The following is a 21,988-nucleotide window of genomic DNA, read 5'->3' on the forward strand; positions in this document are numbered from 1 at the left end:
TTATTCCACCAAATCTTGCATATATAATGCATCGCCTTTTACTTTTTGAACAGTTAGGCGTCTGCCTAAAATCCCATTTTTATAATGAGGCTCAATTGAGTCTTCTGGAGCAGGACGCAGTGCTTCTACATCGTCCTCCCGAATAACATCTCCAATTTCCAAGTCTCTTGTTAACCGTAAGCATCTTCTCTGAATAATAACTGTATTCTTCTCATTGTCTTCTACCTTCTTGACACCATCACCTAGTGATGCTTCAAGCTCTCTTGCTCTATCAACCATTTCTCTCCAAGTCGTGGGGTTCATTGAAAACTTATGATCTGGTCCAACCCTGTAGTTGTCATCCGTAAAATGCTTTTCTATAACCTTGGCCCCTAAAGCAATAGCACCAAGAACAGTGGCATGACCAGCAGTGTGATCTGATAATCCTAATATCATTTGCGGGTACTTTAGCGCGTAGGATTGAAGAACCTTTAGGTTTATATACTTGAAATTTTCAAGTTCCCCTGTATAATTCGTATTGCACTGAAGAAGTACAAGTTGACGTGTATATTTCAAGGCCGCTTCTACAGCCCTCTCTACATCTTCCAACGATGAAGCACCAGTAGCCAGTATCACTGGTTTATCTTGCTTGGAAATCTCCTCAATAAATTCAGTCCACGTAATATCACCTGATCCAATCTTATATGCGGGAATGTATCGATCCAACATCATGATGGCTTCATAGTCATAAGGTGTTGTCATAAAGTCAATCTCGGCTTCCTTCGCAGTCAGTGCAAGCTCTTCATTCCAGTCACGATTGCATTCATATTGCTTATAAGTGTCAAATACACTCTTTTGCCATTCTGATTGATGACTCAAAGCACTTTTCAACTCACGGAATCCATAGTCACTGACTATATTTTCTGCCTTAAAGTGTTGGAACTTAGCGGCATCCGCACCAGCTTCTTTTGCCAACCATATTAGTTCCTTTGCTTTCATGAGATCCCCGTCATGATTAGCTGCAATATCTGCAATGAAATATGCTGGTGATCCCGCATCAATCGTTCTACCATTAATTATAATTGAAGTATCATATCTCAAGAATGTTCAACCTCCAAGTAATCCGAATAGAGCTGATCAATAACCTGCTCCATATCCGGCATTAAATAGCCTAAAAAATGTTCCGCCTTCATTACATTAAGTCCCATACTAGTTGATCTTTGAAGCTGATCTTCGGAAAAATAACTAATCACACTGGTATTCTGGGAACTGAATTCAAACTTGCGTGCCAAACTTAATATAAAATCTTTCTTACTTACCGACTCACGTGAAGCAATATTAAAAATCCCCTTTGCATTCCTTGTTATTAGGTCATACAAAATTTCGGATAATTGCGATACGGTAATACTTGAACAATAAACATTATCAAAAAGCTGCATATTTTCCTTATTCTTCAGCGAATTTAAGGCCCATTCTATAAAAGTAGGCCTTGTCTCTATCCCGCGGAACCCAACTATATTGGTTCTAATCACCAAACTATTCTCAGCAGTAAGGGCGAAGCATTCCCCCGCAAATTTTGTCTTGGCATACTCATTCAGTAGTGATACTTGTGACGATTCATCGTGAAGAATATTTTCTCGGTCTGGATAGTAATGGTCTGTAGAAATCTGTACAAGATATTTATTATTCAATCTGACATAATTAGCAAAAACAGCCACAGGTCTTGCATTTAACATGTAAGCATCTGCAGGGTTTTTCTCGCAAAACTGCAGGTTCACTATTGCTGCTGCATTAATAATTAAATCTGGTTCCAGCTTATATAAAACATCATTTAAACCTTCTTCGTCTAAAAGATCCATATTTATGTCAGCATTTTTTCTGGCTAGTGTAAATAATTTAATATCACATTTGCTGAATTTTTTAACTATAGCTTGACCAAGCATCCCCGTTGAACCGCATAGAAGTACTCTCAAATTGAGAACCTCCAATTTATTTAATATCAAAATTAGCAACCTTTGCCCATTATTTATTTTCCGTACTTAAATATTCAATCGCTCTCTCCAATGTCACATTTTCTGGACCAATCTTATTAAATAAATGATACATTTGAACATATTGCTCTAAAGTGTCCACTGTAACACTAATATCCGGTCTTTGAAATAGTCGATCATTCGGTTTAATCTTTTTCATCTTGAAAGATGAGTTCTGAATAATGTATGGTGTGACATGCTCTTGATCATATGGTAATATTGCCTCTTTATACGCTATGCTTAAAGCCCTTTTTGTAATAACTTCTGAACCCGACCCAACTGGAATGGATTCAAACCGCACATAGTCCAAATCTGATTTTGTGAGCAGTTTTACGCCTTGGTCAATAAAACGCGGCTCTGTCAATGGATTATCTGCAGTTACTCGCACCACAATATCTGCTTCTGCTTTCTCAGCCGTCTGATGATACCTTTCTAATACATTGTCGAGACTCCCACGAAAACAATAAACCCCCATACTTCGGGCTTGATACTCTAATAAGTCATCTTCCGCTCGATCAGATGTAGCAATCCAAATTTCATCAAGTTCAACGGATAATTGAATTCGTTCTATAACTCGTTGAATTAAAGTTTTACCGCATAAGTCCTTCATTACTTTACCAGGTAATCTAGTGGAAGAAAGCCTCGCTTGAACAATACCTACTGTCTTTACCATGCTGTCCATCCGCCATCTACTGCTATATTTTGGCCAGTTATGAAACTAGAAGCTTCCGAAGCTAATAATAGTAGCACACCTTTTAATTCTTCTGGTTTCCCGATTCTCCCAAGAGCTGTTTTCTCACTGAGTTTCTTTATAAACTCTTGATTTTGCTGTACTACTTCCTTTGGAAATGGTCCTGGAGAAATAGAATTACAGCGAATGCCCTTACTTCCATAATGACATGCAATATACCTGCTTAGTTGAATAATGGCTGCCTTTGATGCTCCGTAATTAGCAGGGTTATTTTGACCTGAGTCACCATAAATCTCTGGATTTGGAGACACCATCCCATACATTGAAGCAATGTTTATAATATTCCCCGTTTGAGCATCTAGCATATGGGGGAGAGCAGCTCGAATGCAACGATAATAAGCATTTATGTTACCATCTATACCTTTGAGCCAATCTTCTTCCGTATAGTTTTCAAGTTGTGAAGCCACACCTGTACTTGCATTATTTATTAGAATATCAATTTTTTTGAATCTCTCAATTACACTTGAAAAAAAATAATTAACCGAATTTGAATCTAATATGTCGAGGATCCCCCACCAGTGATTTCCTCCGTATTCAACATTCAATTTATTGGCGAGGTTTTTGCATTTGGCTCCATCTCTGCTAGCGATGACAACAGTTGCCCCATAAGCAGCTAAGATCTCACTCAAAGCACTACCTAGATGTCCAGCTCCGCCCGTTACTACAGCCACTTTTCCAGTAAGATCAAATAGATTATCCTTCATAATATCATGCTCTCCATTTGCTTGGATTTAAAATACACTCTGGTACCCTTGAAAATAATTGCATAGCTTCCTCTGATACCACGGAAGAAAGAGGTGGAAGTTCCAACATACGTACATTATCCTCCAGTTGTTCCAATGTCTCACAACCAATGACCATATAATCAATGTGTCTAAGATCACGAATATATATGAATGCCAACTCAGTAATAGAGTAATGATTTCTTTCAGCGAGTAGCCTCAAATTACTTAAATGAATTTTTGCTGCTGACATATATTCAGGGAGCTGGTCTGGAGACAAAAGTAATAGCCCTTGAAGGTAAATACTTCTTGCATGAATACTAATCTTACGCGTCTTTAACCGTTCAAGCTGCCCGGATGTAATTAATCTCTGATCAAGAATATTGATTGGAATTTGAATGACATCCATATCCTCCAATTCTAGAAATGTTTCGACATCCTCTGGAGTATATATAGATACACCTATTTTTTCCACATGACCCTGTGCCTTGAGTTCACAGAGAACTTGTACCACTTTGCGATCATGAGAAAGCATATTGTCAGGTGAATGTAGCAAGCAGCAATCTAATCTCAATACACCCAAGCGAAGCTTCGATTCCTCGATATACTGCATCATACTTTTTCGTATGTCTTGCAATTCTACTTCATTTCTTTCTGGAATAAGCGGTATCTTGGTTATGATTACAGGAGTATTTGTAATCCCATACCTTGCTTTCCCCAGAATGTACTCACTGTCTCCATAACCAGGGGCAGTATCAATTACATGTATACCTTTAGTCATTGCCGTTCTGACTAACCTAATTGCTTCAGCATAATCTGGCTGTCCGCTTATATTAGCAATCCCATATGGCATTCCAAGCTGTGCCGTCCCTAATGCCAATTTCATCACATTCAACTCCAGCATTGATTAATCCAGCAGTTTTTCCTTTTGTATCCATTCTGCAACAAGAGACTTAGAAATAGGTTTCATATCAGGAAGAGCTGTATGAGTATAATCATTTTTTTTATTATACAGCGAAGGGATGACATACATATCCTCATGTTCTTCAGCGATATACTGTTCATCTGTCGTCATGAGTTCTTCATATCTTTTCTCTCCAGGACGAAGACCAATTATTGACAATTCAATTTTTTGTCGTATGTGATACCGTTCCGAAATCTGGTCTATTAATACTTCTGCAAGATCCCCTATACGTATTACAGGCATTTTAAGTACAAAAACTTCCCCTCCACTAGCTCTTTCATTCGCTTTAAGAATTAAATCTATCGCTTGCAAAGGCGTCATCATGTATCTCAACATATCTAAGTCTGTGACTGTAATTTTCCCTTGCTCAAGAATTTGTTTCTTAAATAGAGGAATTACAGACCCTCGGGATCCCATAACATTCCCAAACCTCACCGAAGAGAATACTGTGGTTTTTGATCCCTTTTGATACTCTGCAGCTGAAATTAATCTCTCTGCTGTAAGCTTTGTCGCTCCATACGTGTTGGTTGGTGATATAGCCTTATCTGTACTAGTGAATAAAACTTTAGTAACGTTATTCTCCAAAGCTGCCTGTATTACGTTTTGTGTGCCTATTACATTGGTCTGTACTGCTTCAAAAGGATTATACTCACATGAAGGAACATGCTTCATCGCTGCAAGATGAAAAACATAATCGATACCTTCCATGGCTCTGGAAAGACGCTTTTGATCTCTTACATCTCCAATCAAAAATCGTAATTTCCGAGAGTAAGCTTGAAACTCTATTGCCATCTCATATTGTTTGTGTTCATCTCGGCTGAAAATTCTGATGACATCCGGTTCATCCTCAATTAAACGACGCACCAAATGATTACCAATTGTCCCTGTTCCACCTATGATTAGGATCTTTTTCCCTTGATAATTATAGTCTGGCATTGAAGCTCCTCTCTGGTTGTAAACCTTCCATTCTCTCTATCGACTCACTTAACACCTCTGTTAAAAAAGAAGTCTGTCCAAGAATCTGATGTAGCAGTTCTCCCAAATGCTCTGCGATTAAATCAGATTTACGAATAATACTTTTCTCAGTAATAATACTTGGAAGTTCCCGGTCAAATCGGCTGATCTCAGCTGGGAGCAAGGTTTCATAAAGCGGATTAAACCAATCCTTATTTACGACTCCCCCCCATTTCTGCTCGATCATCTCTAAGCTATTTTGGCATTTTTTAGGCTTAGTACGGCTTAACTCCCTGATTTTTTTAATCAATTTTAAAATTTGGTCTATTTCAATCAATAGTTCGGATATTTCTTCTTTTGTCCGAATCATTTTTGCTTTTACCCTTTCCATCTGGACGGGATTTACGATTGAGGTTTTCACTTGATCCAATAGATTTACAATTACACTATTATCCACCTGTTCTTTTTTTACGATCTCAAATACATCCTCTACCGGTTTCCATGCAGAACCTTCTATATGGGCACCATTGTGAGTCAAGTTAATAAATTCAATTTTAGGAAGAACAGTAATTAGATTTTCAATCCTATCTTTCATTTGCAGGAAGCCTGCAGTTGTTCGGTTATGCTCTCCATTAACATTGACAACAGTGTGCTCAGCTTGTCTGATCACCTTATCAATATAGCTTCTATCCCCATGATTAATCCCCTCAGCGTAAAACTGTTCTCCAGGGAAAGACAAATCCTGTCCCATCATAATAATACGCGTACATCCCAGCCAAGCGGCCGCTTGGATTGCTGTTCCGGCAACAGTGGGATTTGGACGTAAAATCATATCATCTTTCTTTATATCCATAAAGTAACTCGTCACTTCATCGTTATTCATTACTCCATAGCAAAGCCCTTCCTCTTTGAAATCTGAGACGCCGTAATAAGCAGAAGAAGTGAACAAAGTTGGAGTTTGTTTCGCTAGTTCACTAGAGAAAATTTTTGAATTTACCTCTCCTCCATCCATTATAACTGCAAGATGAGGTTGGATTCCTTTCTTTACCAATGCTTGTATGCTTGAGCCTGCTGAAATAATAATCGCATGCTCCCTCAACTTCTCTAGCCACTGAATGTCCTTTTCCAAGGAAGGTCCTGATGATACAATAATTGCTGTAGTTCCTTTAAGTTTCCCAATTAATTGATTGAGAGAAGGTATTTTCAACATCGTTGGTATTTGAAATAAACTATTTCGTATCCAGTCGTGACGAAAAAGATTTCGTACATTTTGGTTGGACTCAAAAATTTTTTTATACTCCAAATAATTTGTCTTTGTAGAATGCAGGACATCAATTTGGTTCTCGAGGTAATAGCGAGAAGCTACAAACGCCATTTCATCATGAATATGAGTAGACATAATCGAAAATAACTTATTTAACTGTTTATTCCCAATTGAAATAGCATAAATATTGGGATGTTCAAGCACAAATGTGATATCCATATGATGCGTAGCATTTATAAACGATTCTTCGTCAGGCTCATACACAAAGAAAATACGGTCCGGATATAATTCAAGCAAATCACTTAATCCTAATCCTTGGCCAAACCCGTAAACAAAAACGGACTTTAAAGTACCAACTGCTCCCTTAACCGCAGCCAGCCACTCATGATCCTTTTCTAATGATTCTGTTAGTCTAAATTCTCCTTTTACAGATCCTTTTTGGACAAAATCGCCTTCTAAAACGTGTGGGAAACGCTTTTTAATTACAGCTAAATTCCGTTCGTAGTCCTGCATGATAACAACCACCATTCATATTATGACTTCTATTTACATTATCGGTTACTGCTTTCTAGAAATGAAGTTAGCAAAAGCAAAAAAACCCCTTTTACCAAAGGGATTTTATACCATATTATAAGCCGATATTTAATTTCTTTTATCTATGAAAAGACCATCCATTGTGTACTGATTCTGGTAACCACGTTGTTGAACTCGTGCTCCACCAAATTGTCTAAGCTGTTCTGCCGCCTCTTCCTTAAGAAAGTGCATTCTAGCCTTTATAAGCATATCACTTTCCATAATTTCAGAAATATTCTTTTTATCAGATTCGTTAAGTTGAGTGCGGTAAAATTCCATCTCATATACACATTTCTCACGTCGATCTATGAACTCTACGAAATCTTCTTCAGTCCAATCATACAGATGGTTTAGTGCTTCACCCGTCTCATATCTTAACCTCTCAAGTAACTCAGACAACCCTGTTGACCCACTTTGCTCATTCATACGACAGCTCCACCAACACTCTTACTCGCTTCAACCCAGGTCTCCCTAAGATCCACTAAATACTCAAGGACTTCTTCAGCTTTAGCGATATTCTTATGAACATTAGATTCTATAAGCAAATGAAGCATGTATTCATAGACTCGGATAAGATCATTGGAGATGGTATAGGAGAAATCCAACGATGAGATAAGCTCATTGACAATACCCTGCGCCTTACACAAGTTATTATTGGCTTTTTCATAGTTTTTTTGTTCAATCCCTTCAATACCAGACTTCACAAAACGAATGGCACCATCATACAGCATTATCAACAACTTGGGCTTTGAAGCAGTCTGTGCCTGAGCCTGCTGATATTTCTGATAAGGTGAATTAATCAATGTTTATCCTCCTTCACTACAAATAACTTGCCAAACTTGATGAAATACTATTGTATTTATTGATCGCAGTTTCCATAGCTGTGAATTTCTTATAGTAATTCGTTTCTTTCATACTAATCTTGGAAGTTAGTTCGCTTATTCTTCTATCCATTCCTAACAACTGAGTCCCCATGGTACTGTTCGACAAGAAAGCAGCAGTCAGATCAGAGCTGTACTTGGAAGTACCTGCAGTCTCTGCCAGCTTGATTACAGCCGTATTGGAAATCTTCCGCATGCGTGCAAAAATACCATCGTTCTCCGTGTATGTGTTGTTCACAGTAGAATTGGAGTAATTTTGTCCAAAGAAATTATTCACAATATCAGGGTTTTTCTCAAGTGAGGCTTTTAATTTGTCGGTGTCCAGAAGAAGTTTACCCTTTGTTTCATAAGTCCCTGTAGACATTCCCAGATCGGCAAAACTAATTTTAGAACCATCTGACAAAGTGACTCCTTGAATCATGGCCGCTCTCATATCTGAAATGGCAGAAGTTAATATGCTATCATTTTTTAACATCCCGCTCTTGGCTTTAGAGGTCCATAATTCGATCTCGTCATCCGTCATTGCACTCTTCTCTTCCGTAGAAAGAGGAGCATATTTGGAATATCTCTCTTCACCAACTTTACCATTCATAAAAGTTAAAAGTTCGTTATATGAATCGACGAAACTTTGAACCGTCGCAACTATGGAGTCTACATCCTTTGAGACTGCAATCGTTGTAACCTGGTCATTACTAACATTGTTTAAGGTAAGTTCCACACCATTTACTGTTAGGTTATTACTAGCACTAGTCATAGTAACACCATTAACTCTTAATGAAGCATCTTCTCCTCCTGTTAGGCTTGAGTTAAGCTTAAGCGCAGTAAAAATGCTTCCTGTCAAAGCAACATCCTTATTCCCCGTTGTTTTGCTAGTTAATGATACCTGACCAGTTGAGCTATCAAGCACTGCTGTAACTCCTGCTGAGCTGCTATTGATTTTGGAGATAAGTGAACCTAGAGTTGTATCTTCGGTAACATCTGTAATGGTAGTATCACCGATCTTAATCGTGTCACTACTATATCCAGTTATATCAGATAATTTAACATTGCTCCAATCGGTTATTGATGCATCTGTTTTTGTGGGATTCTCAGTGGATACCGTTTTTGCAGCCTTAGCCAGTTTTGTAACACTGACCTCCAATACCCCACTTGCAGAGGAAGTAGCTTTTGCGGTAACCGCTGTTGCATTTCCGGTTACCGTCGCCTTTTGTGCGTTCAGCGAGGCACTCTTGCTTAAACTAGATAGTTTATCCTGAATAAAAGAAACTAATTTCACACTGGTCTCTCTATAATTATCTCGTTTCCATTCGAGGAGTTGCTTTTGTTGATTCAACTTGGTGAGAGGCTGACTATCCGCTTTCACCAAATTCTTAACTAGTGTGTCTATATCCATACCCGATGCCAAACCAGAAATACGTGTAACCATTCAGATACCCTCCTACACCTTTTTATCAATAATTATCCCTGTAATCTCCATCATATGAGCCGCAAGATCCAAAATCTTCTCTGGTGGAACTTCTCTGATTATATCCCCTGTCTCCTTATTCAACACCTTAATCATGATGGCTTGAGTCTCTTCATGAACAGAGATTTCGAACGATTTTTGCGGCCCTTGAATAGCTTCAATCGCTTTATTTAATTCGTTTATGGTCTCTTTCTGACTTTCATTCATCTCGGCAATGCTTGTGAATTGGTTAACTATTGCTTGAGGCATCTGCCCCTGTTCCATAGGAGTAGTTTCTTTCTTAGCTGAGGCTGGGAACTGATTTTCTCCCTTGCTTACAGAACTGGACGAGTTAATACTACTCATAACCATCCTCCTAATATTCCAAAGATAAATTATACAATTTAGTAACTGAGCTGTTATTCTATATATCGGCAAATTCACAAAAAAATTAATAAGAACCAAAAAAAAGAGCTCTGCATGAAAGTGCAGAGCTCTAAGTTTAAAGATATAATTAACGAAGCAAGGACAATACGCCTTGTGGTGCAGAATTTGCTTGAGCAAGCATGGATTGGGAAGCTTGCAGCAAGATGTTGTTTTTGGACAGAGCAACCATCTCTTTAGCCATGTCTGTATCACGAATACGGGATTCGGACGCAGTCAAGTTTTCAACAGTTGTACCCAAGTTGTTGGAAGTGTACTCCAAACGGTTTTGAACCGCACCCAGGTTAGAACGTTGTTTAGCAACTGCAGTAATTGCATCACTAACGCTAGAAAGGTTAGTCGCGGAAGACAATCCACTGAAACCAGTTGTGGAGACACCAGTGATTGTGATTTGGAAGTTGCTATCATCAGCTTGGACAACAACATCATCTGTGATGTTGATTCCGTTGAAAGTAGTATTAGTCATGATTGCATCAATTTGCGATCCCAGCTGATTCAACTCGGCATTGATGTTGGATTTGTCGCTATCACTGTAAGTGCCGTTCTCTTTTTGTACATTCAGTTCTTTCATACGAGTCAGCATGGAGGATACTTCGTTCATTGCGCCCTCAGCTGTTTGTGCGAATGAGATACCGTCTTGAACGTTACGTTGAGCTTGCTCCAAACCACGGATTTGACCGCGCATTTTTTCGGAGATGGAGAGACCTGCAGCATCGTCAGCTGCACGGTTGATACGCAGACCGGAAGACAATTTCTCCATGTTTTTGCTTGCTGCTGTGTTGTTCAGACCCATATTACGGTGTGTGTTAACCGCTGGTAAGTTGTGATTGATAATCATTGTTTATTTCCTCCCTGAAATGGTTATATGCCCACATCCATGTGGTATTAGCGTCTTCACAGGTCGGCCGCCCTGAAGAATTACCGCCTTAATATATATATCGACGCCATGCCATAATTTGTTTATAGCCATTTCAACTTTTTTTCTATTTTATATCATCATTTTTAGGAGTGAATTATCTTCTAAACACTATTCAGTTATTCTCCCAAGTCCTTTCATCGTTTTTTGCAATGTCTCCAGATTCATCGCCGCATTTTGATTGTTTTGCTCGATCGCGTCGAGAACTTCTTTGCGATAGATATCAATTTCCCTTGGAGCTGCTATACCAAGCTTCACATTCTCTCCATCTACAGATAGCACGGTCAGTACGATATCCTCTGAAATGACAATGGATTCACCTTTTTTGCGTGTAAGTACCAGCATTAGATGTCACCATCCTTATTAGAAGAATCTTCTTCTCTCCATAGTGCATGTTTCGTTTTGTATTCTGTATTTTGAAGTACAATTTGTTTGCCCCATTTTTTTTGTTTATTGAACACAATTGGAGCCAGCAGGTTTGCTGTGGCATTTCGAATGTCATCATGTAAAGTGACAATACAACGGACCTCCACATCACCTGGATCTGTTACGCCAAGATCTTCTACGTTTTCAGGAGAAAGTTCAAACTCATAATCCGGATGAAAATCGAATGGATTTACGGTTACAAAGGCCACAGCCGGTTCTTCAACGGAACTAAAGAGACTGAACACTTCATCATGCTGCTGCAAATCAAAGGATTTCAGTTCTTCAAAACCAGGGATTCCTTTATGAAAGGCATATGTTTCTTTTACCATCTGTTCTTCAGTAGTATTCATATCATTGTGTTGAGTCATTTTGTTCATCCTCCCAATTAGTAAAAAAAGCTACGGACTGTTCTCTGTCCATAGCTTACTGTGTATCCTGGATTAAAATCAATTATTACCTCATAAAGTCCATAAGAGATGGCTGCATGATCTGAGCAGAAGATTTAAGCGCTGCTTCATAGATCGTCTGTGCAGAAGTAGCCTGTATCATAAGACTAGCCACATCTGCATCCTCTGTTTTCGATTGAAGAGTAGTAAAGTTTAGGTCCTGATCTTGCAAACGATTTTGAACCAATTCAATCCGGTTGGTACGTGCGCCAACCTCTGAAAGTGAAGCTTGCATTTTGGTTGAACGGGATTCAATGTTTTGCAGTTGCTGTTGAACTCCAGCTTGATCTCCACTGTTTAATGCAGCAGAAAGATTATCGATGATTCTAAATATATTATCCGTATCACCTTTATTACCGAAGAAATCTGCCCCCGAGGTGTTAATTTGGAAAGTGACCTGTTCACTAATAGAGTAAAGAACTCCTTTGGTATCTGTCTCCACGTCCGCATAGTCGGTTACTGTTCCCGATAATTCATATGGTTGTTTATCGTAGGTTTGACCGTTAAAAATATACTTCCCGCGGATTTGAGTATTCCCAATATCCACAAGATGTTTCTTCAATTCCTCTACTTCCAGATTAACAGCTTCAAGATCAGAGTCCGACAAGGTTCCGTTGGAACCTTGCACTGCCAGTTCTTTCAACCTTTTCGCTACATCCAATGCTTGCTGCATATTCGAATCGGTCGCATCCAACCAGCTTACTGCTGCATCCGTGTTGGATTGATACTGCTCATTGGCCGCCAGCTCTGCACGGTAACGGAGCGCGTAAGTTACACCAACAGGATCATCTGATGGTTTATTGATTTTACGACCGGTAGAAATCTGATTGGACATCGTGTCCATTCGATTCAGGTTGCGGTTCAGGTTGCTAAGCATCTGAGTGCTCATCATGCCTGAGGTTACGCGAATAGCCATTATTAGTTACTCCTCTCTATGTCTTAGCGACCGACTACACCAGTGCTGTTAATGAGTTTGTTTAGTAGCTCATCGTAGGCAGTCATGAAACGTGCTGCTGCACTATACGCGTGCTGGAATTTGATCAAGTTACTCATCTCTTCATCGAGAGATACGCCGCTTACAGATTGACGATTCAAGTCAACCTGCTCCGTGAGGAGTTGAGCATTTTGCGCCTGACGGTTAGCTTCTTGGGTCTGGACACCAAGTTGTCCTACAATTGCTCCAAAAAAGTCGTCCACCGTGGTTGGTTTGGACAGTCCAGTACCAAAATCAAATTTTACATCTTTTAACCCAGCCAAAGCCAGCGCCAAGCTGTTATTTCCCAGTACTACACTTTCACCTGTACCTGTTCCGGTCGTACGCATCGAAGTTGCGATGTTATTCGGATCATTTTGGATATCTGTACTTAATGTAATATTCCCAGCCGTAATCGTTCCTGAACCGTCTTTGGTTGTAAAGAAGTCTCCACCTGCTGTTGGCGTATTTCCACTAAGCGTATAACCCAGTTTGTGCAGTCCATTAATCCCTTGAACTGTGACTTTCAAATCTGATGTTAACGTTCTATTGTTATTGGCATCGGAATAGGTGATATTGTTGAACACCGTGCCGCTAGGCAATACGGATCCAGCAGGAATGGTAATTTCAATATCTCCGGTTGCGAGTGTGTTTGCCAGTTGATTAATCTGGTTGCGATAGTCTGCTACATATTGATCACGGGAATGGATCATTCCGTAGACTTCGCCACCCGTTAGCGTACCCGCTTGATAGGCGTTCTCCAGAATATCAGCCGTGACAGGAACAACTGCTGCTCCGGTAACTGCTACTTGGCCTGCAATCGTTACCTGGTAGCCACTATCCAGTTCTGTTATCTGAACGCCAGCAATCTTGGAGAGCTGGTCTACTGCATAATCGCGTTGGTCACGCAAATCATTGGCATTATCTCCAAGCTGCTCCACTTTTACAATGTTGTTATTCAGATCCGCGATGGACTGCAGATATGAATTAATTTCGGTTGTTTTTAATGAAACGTTGTTGGTCAGATCGTTAGTCAGTGCATCCAATTGGAGACTGATCTGATTCAAACCATCTGTTAGCGCTAACGTTGTTTCCTTCACGATCTTGCGGTTGGTAACATCCTGTGGATCTTGGCTCAGATCGGACCATGAGTTCCAAAAGTTGTTCAGAACGGTTCGAATCCCCGTATCCGAGGGCTCATTCATAATCGTCTCGAGCTTTTCCAGTGTACTGTTCCGGACGGTCCATCCTCCGAGTGACGTATTTTCATTACGGAACTGACCATCAAGAAAAGATTCACGCACACGCATAATGGAGTTAAACTCAACCCCTGTTCCAAGCTGGCCTGGAGATGTCGTGCGATAAAATGCCACAGCATCAATCGGATCTGCCGCAGTCATATTGACGACTTGACGTGAATAACCCGGTGTATTTGCATTGGCAACGTTATGTCCTGTGGTGTTCAAAGCGGCGGTTTGCGTAATTAAACTGCGTTTGGCCGTTTCAATTGAATGGAATGTTGAAGCCATGTTGTTTATCCCCCATTATTAAGCCCGAGTATCAAAGAGTCCGGAGCGAGCCATACCGTAAGGCTTCTCTGAAGGATTCTGATATGTGGCCTCTGATTCAGAATGAAATGACATTGTCTCAATAAAAAAGTCGATGTACGACAGTGACTGCTGGATCAGCTGTTGGTTGGCTTCGTTAAGAAACTTCACCTTTTGCAGCACATCCGTTAATGAGGTTTGAGCTTGTAGAAGCCTCTTCTTCTCGGAAGCATCAAAAACAAGTCTCATTAACTCACTGATCGTTAGATTCAGTTTCGACTTGATGCCACGTTCCTCCAGGAACTGATGGACCTCCTGAAGTCTCTGCTGCTCGATCAATTCAATTCTTTTAGCCAATTTGGATTCTTGATTGATCAGAGCAATCAGTGTCTCGACTTTGTTGGCAACAACAGCTTCCTTCTTTTGTTCTCCCAATACCAGCATATCCTCATGTGCGACCTGCAGCTGTTCAAGTACATCGATTATTGATTCAATCGCCATGTGTCCTCCTATTGATTAGGGAAGTTCTTAAAGTATGGAGCGAGCTTCTCAGCGAGCTTCTGGCTGTCTACTTGATACGTTCCCGAATTTACCTGTTCCTTCAATTCCTGAATGCGCTGCGTACGTGCTGCATCCTGTGTACGACTTTGATCTTCAAGCATCTTCATCGCCTCCGGAGAAATGGATACTTCGTCCTTACGGCGGCTTTTCTTAGCGTCAGCCTGCTGATTGGATTCAATGTTCCTTTGGTAGGAATTAATAGCACCAATTCTATTCGGTTCATTGATTTTCATACGAACTACACTTCCTTCGCCTTTGGATTTTTACATTATCTTGATCATAGCGAACAATTCGGATAATAAAAAAAACCGATAATCTTTAATAAGTTTATCGGTACGTTCTAAAACATTTGTTATAGCAGGAACTGCATTTAAGCCCTCGTTCCTATGAATCCCGCAGTTTGTCGACAGCATTGTAGGCTCGTCCGCCTATATTGCCGTTATCCTTCTGACCTACCTCACGTGCGGCTCCAGCCAAGTCCTTCGTTAAGCGATTACGGCACGAGTCACACATATGTCCTTCACGGATTAACGTTCCGCATACTTCACAAGGATACATCATATTCGGGGCGTTTTCGATGGAAATCCGTCCCTCCCGGATGAACTTGGTGATCTGCTTAATGGAGATCTCCGTTGCATCAGATAGTTCCTGTATGTTAGTGCCTTTATTTTCCCGCAAATAATCTACGCAAGTCTGGTATTCCTGTTCAATTTCCTTGATGCAATTCGAGCATACATCTCGAAAATTCAATGCATATAACCTACCACAGCGAGGACAATTACCCAAATTCATCGCTCAAACGCCCCTCTCAAACTTCCTCAATCCGATGGATAATACCTATACATTACCTTATTTTCTCACATCAAGTCCATAGTCTATTTGCGCACCAAGAGGACAAATAATGCGTACATACGCAAAATTTTGGATGTTGTTTTATGGTTATCATTAAAGAATTCTTATCCTTTCCTCATTGTGAAAAGATTTAATTCTTTGATCTCATCATAATCTATCACATCATATCCATTCAAATTACCATATTATTAAAACTTTTCTATGATCGAGCTAGAGTTAGAGTATAGATCTCTATTGGAATATCACTTGAAACAGCTGCATATAAAATAACCCTTCCGCAGGCGTCCAGCGTGCTGCCCGTTGTATAAATATCATCGATTAATAGCAATTGAAGTGGACAAGCGTGCCCTCTAGCAGTTTTAAGTCCTGCTTCGCCTATGTAGAAGTCTCTCAAAATGTCCATCGCGTCTGAGCCTATTAAAAAAGCTTCCTTCATCGTCTCAATCCGTTCGCCACGTGTCTTGAAGCTCTGCTTCCTGGTGTTGATCCGGCGCTGCAGCAGATCAACTACAGGTAGACGGCAGGCTGCGGCGAGTCCGGTAGCGAGCCGCTCGGCCTGGTTGAAGCCGCGCTCGGCAAGGCGCTCGTTGCTGACGGGGACGTAAGTTACCGCATCAGGCCGCCATCGCGGCTTTGGGGTTTGGAGCAGCGACTGCGGATTGCGAGTCACTGCTTGAGGGTTGGCGCGCACGGCTGCTGATGCGAGCGCACTTGGTGGCTGAACGCGCGCGTAAGTTGATGCGCGCGGACTCGGTGGATGGAATCCGGCATCCACCGGAGGTAAAGCAAAGGTGGCGGGATGAGCCACGGAAGCTTGGGTTTCTTTTGCCGCTATCAAACTCAGTTCTTCACTCATGGCTTGAAAGCCTTGAATGAGAAGCGACGTTAACAGCGGTGCGTAGCGTTCGTGACCCCTGAATTTGTACATGCTGATCCATTCTTTCATGAGAGCATTGTATTGGACGGCACTGCGGTTACAGATGAACGAACGGTTTGCCATATGTGGGCGGCTGCAGTCCGGACAACCGATGGCCCGGCCACAGCGCTGACAGCGGATGGAGCGAATCCAAGGAATCTGCTGAGCGCAGCGTGTACAAATCCCTGGGTAGGTTGGAGATAGTACGGCACGGGTGCCACAGGTCAGGCAGGTTGCCCCAGGCGGGGCAAACAGGTTATGTAGGCGATGGGTCAATTGGTGAACAAAGTCAGTTATGTCGGTAAGCCGATTAAACATGATGCCAGCACCTCCTTGAATGGAGTGAATTTAAGATTGGTTCTGCGGGTGCAGGTAGCCTTTGCGATGGGCAATGGTATTCATTTTCCGGATCTGTGCCACTGCCTTGGCCTGAGAACGGGTGCGCCGGGAGGATGCAAAGACGACTCTGCCTGCCGGATCATCCATGGAACGCCCTGCTCTGCCCGCCATCTGTACCAGTGAAGCCTCATCGAAGAGTCCATTATCTGCATCCAAAATAAATACATCGCTGCGTGGAATGGTCACCCCCCGCTCCAGAATGGTGGTAGTCACCAACAGACGGATTTCTCGCTCGCGGAATGCCATGACTTTACTCGCCCGGTCCGTATCTTGGGATGATGTCCCTTGGATATGGATCTGGGGGAAGATGCGCCGCATCAGGTTAACAAATGCCTCAATCTGAGCAATACGCGTTACGAATACAAACACCTGAGCATCACGCTGCAAGGAGGTTTGGATGCTGTTCTTCAGGGCAGCGGGCAGGCTCCGCTTTTTGATACATTCTGCAACGATCGGCATCTTGATCAACTGCGGCACAGGTAAGGGATAACGGTGAAAGCGTACAGGCACCCTCGCATGAGCGAGTTTTCGCTGTGATACTTCTTTTTGCAGCCGGGCTGGCGGAGTAGCCGAGAGATATATGAAATTTCCATCTGGCTTGCAGGAAGCTGCAGCGGCATGAGCGAGCATGGGATCATTGTGATAAGGAAAAGCGTCGAGTTCGTCAATGATGACCAGATCGAATCCTTGGTAAAAACGCATCAGCTGATGCGTAGTGGCGAGGGTGAGCTGCGCGTCTTTCCATCGCTCGGTACTGCCGCCGTACAGGGTGGCCAGCGTAACGTCCGGAAAGGCTTTGGCCAAACGTGGCGCAAGCTCCAACACCACGTCTCTACGCGGCGTTGCTACAAGAGCTCGCCCACCGCGCTCTAACGTATGCTGGAGCAGCGGGAAGATCATTTCGGTCTTGCCGGCCCCGGTCACGGCCCACAGCAAGAACCGCCCCGGCCCCTCCTCTGCGGAGGTAGGCCGGGCCAAGTACGCCAGCGCCGCAGATGCTGCCGCACTCTGCGCTGCGCTTAGCCCCCACCGGGCGAGCCCGCCGCCGGTGGCAAGAGCGGCCGTGCCCCGCACGGCCGCAGGCGCTGCACTGCGCAGCAGCAGCGCACAGGCACGGCTGCGCCCCAATGCGAGGCATGCCTCGCAGTAGGCGCACGCCGCCAGGCCGCAGGCAGCGCAGGGCACGCGCTGCCTGGCAACGCTGCCGCACCGGCGGCAGCGGGGCGCGCCTTGCGCGCTGAGCCACGCGGGCCGGCGGCGCTTGGGCAGTTCCAGGGCGGCTGTGATACTCAGCCGCCCGTGCAAGCGCGCGAGCTGCGCAGCCGCGCGCCAGGAGGCCAGCTGCGGGACAGTGTCCGCCAGCAGCGCCTCTGCCTCGGCCGCCAGCAATTGGCGGCCACGAAGCCGCTCAGCCAGCAGAGCCGCGCCCTGCTCCAGCTGAGCCCATCCATCGGCGGGATAGGCAACAAGCATCCCGCCCACCCCAGCTCCACTGGAGGCAGCAGCCATCCCACTTGTCCCAGCCCTACGTTCAACTGTAGTCATCCCCACTTTTCCTGCCACGCCTCCACCTTCTCTTCCTGGCTGCCTGTTCTCCTGACAGCTTGTCATACTCATCCACTTTACGGCGCATATATGCCAGCCAATGTTCCTCATTCCACTGATCCATCCCTCGCTCCGGCTCAAAATGTTCAACCAGCCATGACACCTGACTTAACGGCAATGCTTCATCCAACAACAACCAGCTAAGCACCCGTTGACCACTCGCTCCTTCCAGCCACCAAGTGACATCTACCCGAATATCCAAGGACAATAGCATGTTCCACCTATCCCTGACTCGGCATACATAGAGCGCAACTCTCATCCAATCCCCTCCCCCAAACTTAATAATTTCTAGAAACGCAAAAAAGCACACGCTTACCCGGCTATCTGCCGGAGCATGTGCTTCATGTCCTGATCTCATCCATGTCTTATCTTATTGTCTTTTTACTATATCAATTGCTCCAGTGCAGGACAAGCTTTAGTAAATTTAAATTCATGTTTTAGGCCCATTTTACCAATTTAACGAATACCCCTAACCAATCTCATAAATTGCGAAACTTTTTCCAATCGGTGCCGTCTATACTTTTAAGTTAAGATGTACGGTTTCAAATTGCTTCTTACATCAAACTCAGCAGCTCAGCATTCAAACAATAACCATAGATTGCATAAAAACCCATTTTTAATTTAACAGCAGACTTGACTACAATGAACAAAAAAAGATTACAGCTATGCTGTAATCTTCATGTGGATCTATGGTAATCAACTCGATTCAGGCTTTACATAAAATTAATGCTCTGGCTCACGCAGATCAATAAGTCGAAACGCACGGTCTTCATTTGGCTTCGAACGTTCCATATCGGGTGGTACGGCTGCCAAGTACGAAGGCTCCAACCCCTGCTTGCGCATTAGCTTTTCAATAATCCGAACCGTTTCTGATTCCATACGATCAGCAACAACTGTCAATGTGAAGCTCTTTCCACGGTAAAACAGCTCCCGGCAAAGTGCTCTTACAACGCCTTCGATCCGCTGTTCCTGATTGGAAGGAATGAGCAAAATCTGCTCGTAACCCTCGGGTTCCGGACGAGAAAGATGACGCTGGTGCATGGCATGAACGGCCACTGCCGCCAGGAAGTATATGAGCAGAATCATAGTCAAATGAGCAACCATGGCAACTGCACCTCCTCGGAAGGTCATGCTCACCCATGGCGAACATCCCTGTATACGACAGTATATGCCGTACTCCCGAAAGGGTTACACCTGCACATTCCAAGCGCCATATTTCTTTCTGATGACATCTGGCAAGGAAACGACAGGCCAGGTCATTCATCCACTCATTCATACCTAGCTGAACATTTGTTACGCGCGGCTTCACACTCTGTTCCTATGCAGTGATAAAGTCCATTAACCCGCAGACCAATCCGGGCAATCTGGAAGGGAGCGAGTGAACAGCGATCTATAATATCATTCTTACTTTTAGTAAATAAAAATCTTATCCTTGTATTAGAGCGTGACCCAGCCATACTTGATGGAGTTGATAACGGCTTGTGTACGGTCATCTACTTCCATCTTCTGCAGAATGCTGCTGACGTGGTTTTTTACCGTTTTTTCACTGATGAACAGGAATTCACCAATCATTTTGTTACTCTTACCTTCAGCCATCAGACGAAGCACTTCTGCTTCACGACGAGTGAGCGGGTTGTTATCGCCAGCGACAAATTTAACCCCAGCTTCTTTTGAAGCACCTTCGCTCATCGCACCTGTTTCATTAAGATACGTCATACGACGCAGCTGCATGATCAGTTTGCCTGTTACTTTAGGGTGAATGAACGCATGCCCCTCATGAACGGAACGAATCGCATTGATTAGGGATTCAGCTTCCATATCCTTCAGCAAATATCCGTTGGCACCTTTACGCAATGTCTCAAATACGTAACTTTCATCATCATGAATGGACAGAATAATGACTTTGACGTCCGGGAACAGCTCACGCAGTTTCTCCGTCGCTTCAACCCCGTTCTCCACAGGCATGTTAATATCCATTAGAACGATATCCGGCTTCTCCTGGTTGCAGAATTCAAGCACCTGAATCCCATCACCGCATTCGCCGATGACCTCAATATCGTCCTCCATATTCAAAATGCGTTTTAGCCCTTCACGGAACAGCTGATGATCGTCAGCCAAAAGAACTTTAATTGATGTATTACCAGTATCACGGTTTTCCATCCTGCTACTCCTTTCCCTTATCCACGTTTGTCGGGATATGAATCACGATTTTGGTTCCTTGATTTTCTCCGGATTCAATTTCTATTCTGCCTTCCAGCAGTTCAACCCGTTCTCTCATCCCAATCAGACCGAAATGGTTGTGATCCTTGCTTTTCTTCGCAAGAAGCTCCGGTTTGAAGCCAAGCCCATTGTCCTGAACGACAATTTTGACGAGCTGAGCCTGGTATGTAATTTCCACTACAACATGAGTGGGATAAGCATGCTTTGCAGCATTGGACAGACCCTCCTGCACGAGGCGATAAATTGCGGCCTCCATTGCAGAAGACAAGCGGTGTTCCTTGCCCCTTGTTTCAAAAATCGAGCGGATTTTTGTTTTTACTTCAAAATCCTGCACGTATTTCCGAAGCGTTGGAATCAATCCCAGGTCATCCAGTGCCATAGGACGCAAATTGAATATTACTTTTCTCATTTCTTCAAGACTGGAACGAACCTGGCCCTTCAAATCTACTATTTCGGCCTGGACCATCTTAAAATCCTGCTTAATGAGCATTCTTTCTACAATTTCCGTCCTAAGTACTAGATTGGCGAGCATCTGCGCAGGCCCGTCATGAATCTCACGTGCAATGCGCTTCCGCTCTTCTTCCTGGGCCAAAATAATTTTCAAACCAATCATTTGTCGATTCTTGGCGGACTCGATAATCCGGGTCACTTGACCCAGCTCACCCGACAAGTACTCCAGTACGACCCCCATCTGCGAACCAATCGTTTCGGCGCGCTCCACAGAAGCCTCCACATTTTTGGCACGCTTCTGCAGGTCATCCCGACGGGCCTTCAGATACATTTCCTTCTCACGATAAATCATCAGGTCCAGCTGCAACTGCGTCGCTTTCTCATACGCCTGCTTGATATCATGCTCGGAATAACGGACGAAGTCACGGCTAACCTCAGTCAGACGGATCCGGGAGCGGCGGTAGTTGAGCTCCAATTGATCTACTTTCTCGATCGTTTCCGCCGTCTCCTTCAGAACCGACTTCAACTCCTCATTCAGAGTTTTTAGCTCCTCACGGGTTGAGTCCATGATTTCGAACATTTGATATTTGCTGTTTTCCATGACTTGTATGGCGTTTTTAATGACGCGGTCTATGGCATCGGCTTGTAAATCCACGTTAGTTCGACTCCAT

25 protein-coding genes are annotated in these 21,988 nt (G+C 43.2%); all 25 read right to left on the bottom strand.

Annotated elements, in window-relative coordinates:
- The gene (locus tag ABGV42_RS27555) at positions 1-1,080 is read right to left on the bottom strand and encodes an N-acetylneuraminate synthase family protein (protein WP_347384580.1); all 1,080 of its coding nucleotides are present in this window, start codon (positions 1,078-1,080) and stop codon (positions 1-3) included.
- On the bottom strand, positions 1,077-1,952 hold the full coding sequence (locus ABGV42_RS27560; protein ID WP_347384581.1) for an SDR family oxidoreductase: 876 nt from the start codon (positions 1,950-1,952) through the stop codon (positions 1,077-1,079). The genes ABGV42_RS27555 and ABGV42_RS27560 overlap by 4 nt, the downstream gene beginning before the upstream one ends.
- 49 nt (positions 1,953-2,001) lie before the next feature.
- Complete coding sequence (locus tag ABGV42_RS27565) at positions 2,002-2,682, bottom strand: glycosyltransferase family protein (RefSeq protein ID WP_347384582.1); 681 nt, start codon at positions 2,680-2,682, stop codon at positions 2,002-2,004.
- On the bottom strand, positions 2,676-3,464 hold the full coding sequence (locus ABGV42_RS27570; protein ID WP_347384583.1) for an SDR family oxidoreductase: 789 nt from the start codon (positions 3,462-3,464) through the stop codon (positions 2,676-2,678). The genes ABGV42_RS27565 and ABGV42_RS27570 overlap by 7 nt, the downstream gene beginning before the upstream one ends.
- Before the next feature lie 4 nt (positions 3,465-3,468).
- Positions 3,469-4,368 carry an aldo/keto reductase gene (locus tag ABGV42_RS27575; protein WP_347384584.1) on the bottom strand — a complete coding sequence of 300 codons (900 nt, stop codon included), beginning with the start codon at positions 4,366-4,368 and terminating at the stop codon, positions 3,469-3,471.
- A gap of 21 nt (positions 4,369-4,389) precedes the next feature.
- On the bottom strand, positions 4,390-5,382 hold the full coding sequence (locus tag ABGV42_RS27580) for a UDP-N-acetylglucosamine 4,6-dehydratase family protein (protein WP_347384585.1): 993 nt from the start codon (positions 5,380-5,382) through the stop codon (positions 4,390-4,392).
- Positions 5,369-7,177: a motility associated factor glycosyltransferase family protein gene (locus tag ABGV42_RS27585; protein WP_347384586.1), complete on the bottom strand. Its 1,809-nt coding sequence runs from the start codon at positions 7,175-7,177 to the stop codon at positions 5,369-5,371. Before ABGV42_RS27585 ends, ABGV42_RS27580 begins: the two co-directional genes overlap by 14 nt.
- Positions 7,178-7,306: 129 nt before the next feature.
- Positions 7,307-7,663: a hypothetical protein gene (locus ABGV42_RS27590; protein ID WP_347384587.1), complete on the bottom strand. Its 357-nt coding sequence runs from the start codon at positions 7,661-7,663 to the stop codon at positions 7,307-7,309.
- Entirely contained in the window at positions 7,660-8,040 is a 381-nt protein-coding gene (gene fliS / locus ABGV42_RS27595; RefSeq protein WP_347384588.1) for a flagellar export chaperone FliS, read from the bottom strand. The genes ABGV42_RS27590 and fliS overlap by 4 nt, the downstream gene beginning before the upstream one ends.
- Before the next feature lie 16 nt (positions 8,041-8,056).
- The gene (gene fliD / locus ABGV42_RS27600; protein ID WP_347384589.1) at positions 8,057-9,544 is read right to left on the bottom strand and encodes a flagellar filament capping protein FliD; all 1,488 of its coding nucleotides are present in this window, start codon (positions 9,542-9,544) and stop codon (positions 8,057-8,059) included.
- Positions 9,545-9,556: 12 nt separating this feature from the next.
- Positions 9,557-9,928, bottom strand: a complete 372-nt coding sequence (locus tag ABGV42_RS27605; protein ID WP_347384590.1) for a flagellar protein FlaG — start codon at positions 9,926-9,928, stop codon at positions 9,557-9,559.
- Positions 9,929-10,076: 148 nt separating this feature from the next.
- Positions 10,077-10,844: a flagellin gene (locus ABGV42_RS27610; protein ID WP_347384591.1), complete on the bottom strand. Its 768-nt coding sequence runs from the start codon at positions 10,842-10,844 to the stop codon at positions 10,077-10,079.
- A gap of 189 nt (positions 10,845-11,033) precedes the next feature.
- Positions 11,034-11,267, bottom strand: a complete 234-nt coding sequence (csrA, locus tag ABGV42_RS27615) for a carbon storage regulator CsrA (RefSeq protein WP_347384592.1) — start codon at positions 11,265-11,267, stop codon at positions 11,034-11,036.
- Positions 11,267-11,725 (bottom strand): flagellar assembly protein FliW, encoded by a 459-nt coding sequence (fliW, locus tag ABGV42_RS27620; RefSeq protein ID WP_347384593.1) that lies wholly within the window; start codon positions 11,723-11,725, stop codon positions 11,267-11,269. Before fliW ends, csrA begins: the two co-directional genes overlap by 1 nt.
- Before the next feature lie 76 nt (positions 11,726-11,801).
- Complete coding sequence (flgL, locus tag ABGV42_RS27625) at positions 11,802-12,710, bottom strand: flagellar hook-associated protein FlgL (RefSeq protein WP_347384594.1); 909 nt, start codon at positions 12,708-12,710, stop codon at positions 11,802-11,804.
- A gap of 23 nt (positions 12,711-12,733) precedes the next feature.
- Entirely contained in the window at positions 12,734-14,296 is a 1,563-nt protein-coding gene (gene flgK, locus ABGV42_RS27630) for a flagellar hook-associated protein FlgK (RefSeq protein WP_347384595.1), read from the bottom strand.
- 18 nt (positions 14,297-14,314) lie between these two features.
- Positions 14,315-14,815 carry a flagellar protein FlgN gene (locus tag ABGV42_RS27635; RefSeq protein ID WP_347384596.1) on the bottom strand — a complete coding sequence of 167 codons (501 nt, stop codon included), beginning with the start codon at positions 14,813-14,815 and terminating at the stop codon, positions 14,315-14,317.
- Positions 14,816-14,823: 8 nt separating this feature from the next.
- Positions 14,824-15,108: a flagellar biosynthesis anti-sigma factor FlgM gene (gene flgM, locus ABGV42_RS27640; protein WP_076287615.1), complete on the bottom strand. Its 285-nt coding sequence runs from the start codon at positions 15,106-15,108 to the stop codon at positions 14,824-14,826.
- 151 nt (positions 15,109-15,259) lie between these two features.
- Entirely contained in the window at positions 15,260-15,667 is a 408-nt protein-coding gene (locus ABGV42_RS27645; RefSeq protein ID WP_095291363.1) for a TIGR03826 family flagellar region protein, read from the bottom strand.
- A 259-nt stretch (positions 15,668-15,926) separates the two neighbouring features.
- A complete protein-coding gene (locus ABGV42_RS27650) occupies positions 15,927-16,919 on the bottom strand; it encodes a ComF family protein (protein WP_347384597.1) in 993 nt (330 codons plus the stop codon).
- 72 nt (positions 16,920-16,991) lie between these two features.
- Entirely contained in the window at positions 16,992-18,170 is a 1,179-nt protein-coding gene (locus ABGV42_RS27655; protein ID WP_347384598.1) for a helicase-related protein, read from the bottom strand.
- A 403-nt stretch (positions 18,171-18,573) separates the two neighbouring features.
- Positions 18,574-18,906 carry a hypothetical protein gene (locus tag ABGV42_RS27660; protein ID WP_347384599.1) on the bottom strand — a complete coding sequence of 111 codons (333 nt, stop codon included), beginning with the start codon at positions 18,904-18,906 and terminating at the stop codon, positions 18,574-18,576.
- A gap of 464 nt (positions 18,907-19,370) precedes the next feature.
- Positions 19,371-19,751 (bottom strand): hypothetical protein, encoded by a 381-nt coding sequence (locus tag ABGV42_RS27665; protein WP_347384600.1) that lies wholly within the window; start codon positions 19,749-19,751, stop codon positions 19,371-19,373.
- Between the two features lie 333 nt (positions 19,752-20,084).
- On the bottom strand, positions 20,085-20,807 hold the full coding sequence (locus ABGV42_RS27670; protein ID WP_095291355.1) for a response regulator transcription factor: 723 nt from the start codon (positions 20,805-20,807) through the stop codon (positions 20,085-20,087).
- A 4-nt stretch (positions 20,808-20,811) separates the two neighbouring features.
- Complete coding sequence (locus ABGV42_RS27675; protein WP_183523686.1) at positions 20,812-21,972, bottom strand: histidine kinase; 1,161 nt, start codon at positions 21,970-21,972, stop codon at positions 20,812-20,814.
- Positions 21,973-21,988 lie beyond the last annotated feature (16 nt).

Source organism: Paenibacillus pabuli (assembly GCF_039831995.1).
GTDB classification, from domain to species: Bacteria; Bacillota; Bacilli; order Paenibacillales; family Paenibacillaceae; genus Paenibacillus; species Paenibacillus pabuli_C.

Coding starts and splice junctions, on each gene's coding strand:
- ABGV42_RS27565 (WP_347384582.1), bottom strand. CDS start 2,682: ATGGTAAAGACAGTAGGTATTGTTCAAGCGAGGCTTTCTTCCACTAGA.
- ABGV42_RS27570 (WP_347384583.1), bottom strand. CDS start 3,464: ATGAAGGATAATCTATTTGATCTTACTGGAAAAGTGGCTGTAGTAACG.
- ABGV42_RS27575 (WP_347384584.1), bottom strand. CDS start 4,368: ATGAAATTGGCATTAGGGACGGCACAGCTTGGAATGCCATATGGGATT.
- ABGV42_RS27580 (WP_347384585.1), bottom strand. CDS start 5,382: ATGCCAGACTATAATTATCAAGGGAAAAAGATCCTAATCATAGGTGGA.
- ABGV42_RS27585 (WP_347384586.1), bottom strand. CDS start 7,177: ATGCAGGACTACGAACGGAATTTAGCTGTAATTAAAAAGCGTTTCCCA.
- ABGV42_RS27590 (WP_347384587.1), bottom strand. CDS start 7,663: ATGAATGAGCAAAGTGGGTCAACAGGGTTGTCTGAGTTACTTGAGAGG.
- fliD (WP_347384589.1), bottom strand. CDS start 9,544: ATGGTTACACGTATTTCTGGTTTGGCATCGGGTATGGATATAGACACA.
- ABGV42_RS27605 (WP_347384590.1), bottom strand. CDS start 9,928: ATGAGTAGTATTAACTCGTCCAGTTCTGTAAGCAAGGGAGAAAATCAG.
- ABGV42_RS27610 (WP_347384591.1), bottom strand. CDS start 10,844: ATGATTATCAATCACAACTTACCAGCGGTTAACACACACCGTAATATG.
- csrA (WP_347384592.1), bottom strand. CDS start 11,267: ATGCTGGTACTTACACGCAAAAAAGGTGAATCCATTGTCATTTCAGAG.
- fliW (WP_347384593.1), bottom strand. CDS start 11,725: ATGAACAAAATGACTCAACACAATGATATGAATACTACTGAAGAACAG.
- flgL (WP_347384594.1), bottom strand. CDS start 12,710: ATGGCTATTCGCGTAACCTCAGGCATGATGAGCACTCAGATGCTTAGC.
- flgK (WP_347384595.1), bottom strand. CDS start 14,296: ATGGCTTCAACATTCCATTCAATTGAAACGGCCAAACGCAGTTTAATT.
- ABGV42_RS27635 (WP_347384596.1), bottom strand. CDS start 14,815: ATGGCGATTGAATCAATAATCGATGTACTTGAACAGCTGCAGGTCGCA.
- flgM (WP_076287615.1), bottom strand. CDS start 15,108: ATGAAAATCAATGAACCGAATAGAATTGGTGCTATTAATTCCTACCAA.
- ABGV42_RS27645 (WP_095291363.1), bottom strand. CDS start 15,667: ATGAATTTGGGTAATTGTCCTCGCTGTGGTAGGTTATATGCATTGAAT.
- ABGV42_RS27660 (WP_347384599.1), bottom strand. CDS start 18,906: ATGAGAGTTGCGCTCTATGTATGCCGAGTCAGGGATAGGTGGAACATG.
- ABGV42_RS27665 (WP_347384600.1), bottom strand. CDS start 19,751: ATGGTTGCTCATTTGACTATGATTCTGCTCATATACTTCCTGGCGGCA.
- ABGV42_RS27670 (WP_095291355.1), bottom strand. CDS start 20,807: ATGGAAAACCGTGATACTGGTAATACATCAATTAAAGTTCTTTTGGCT.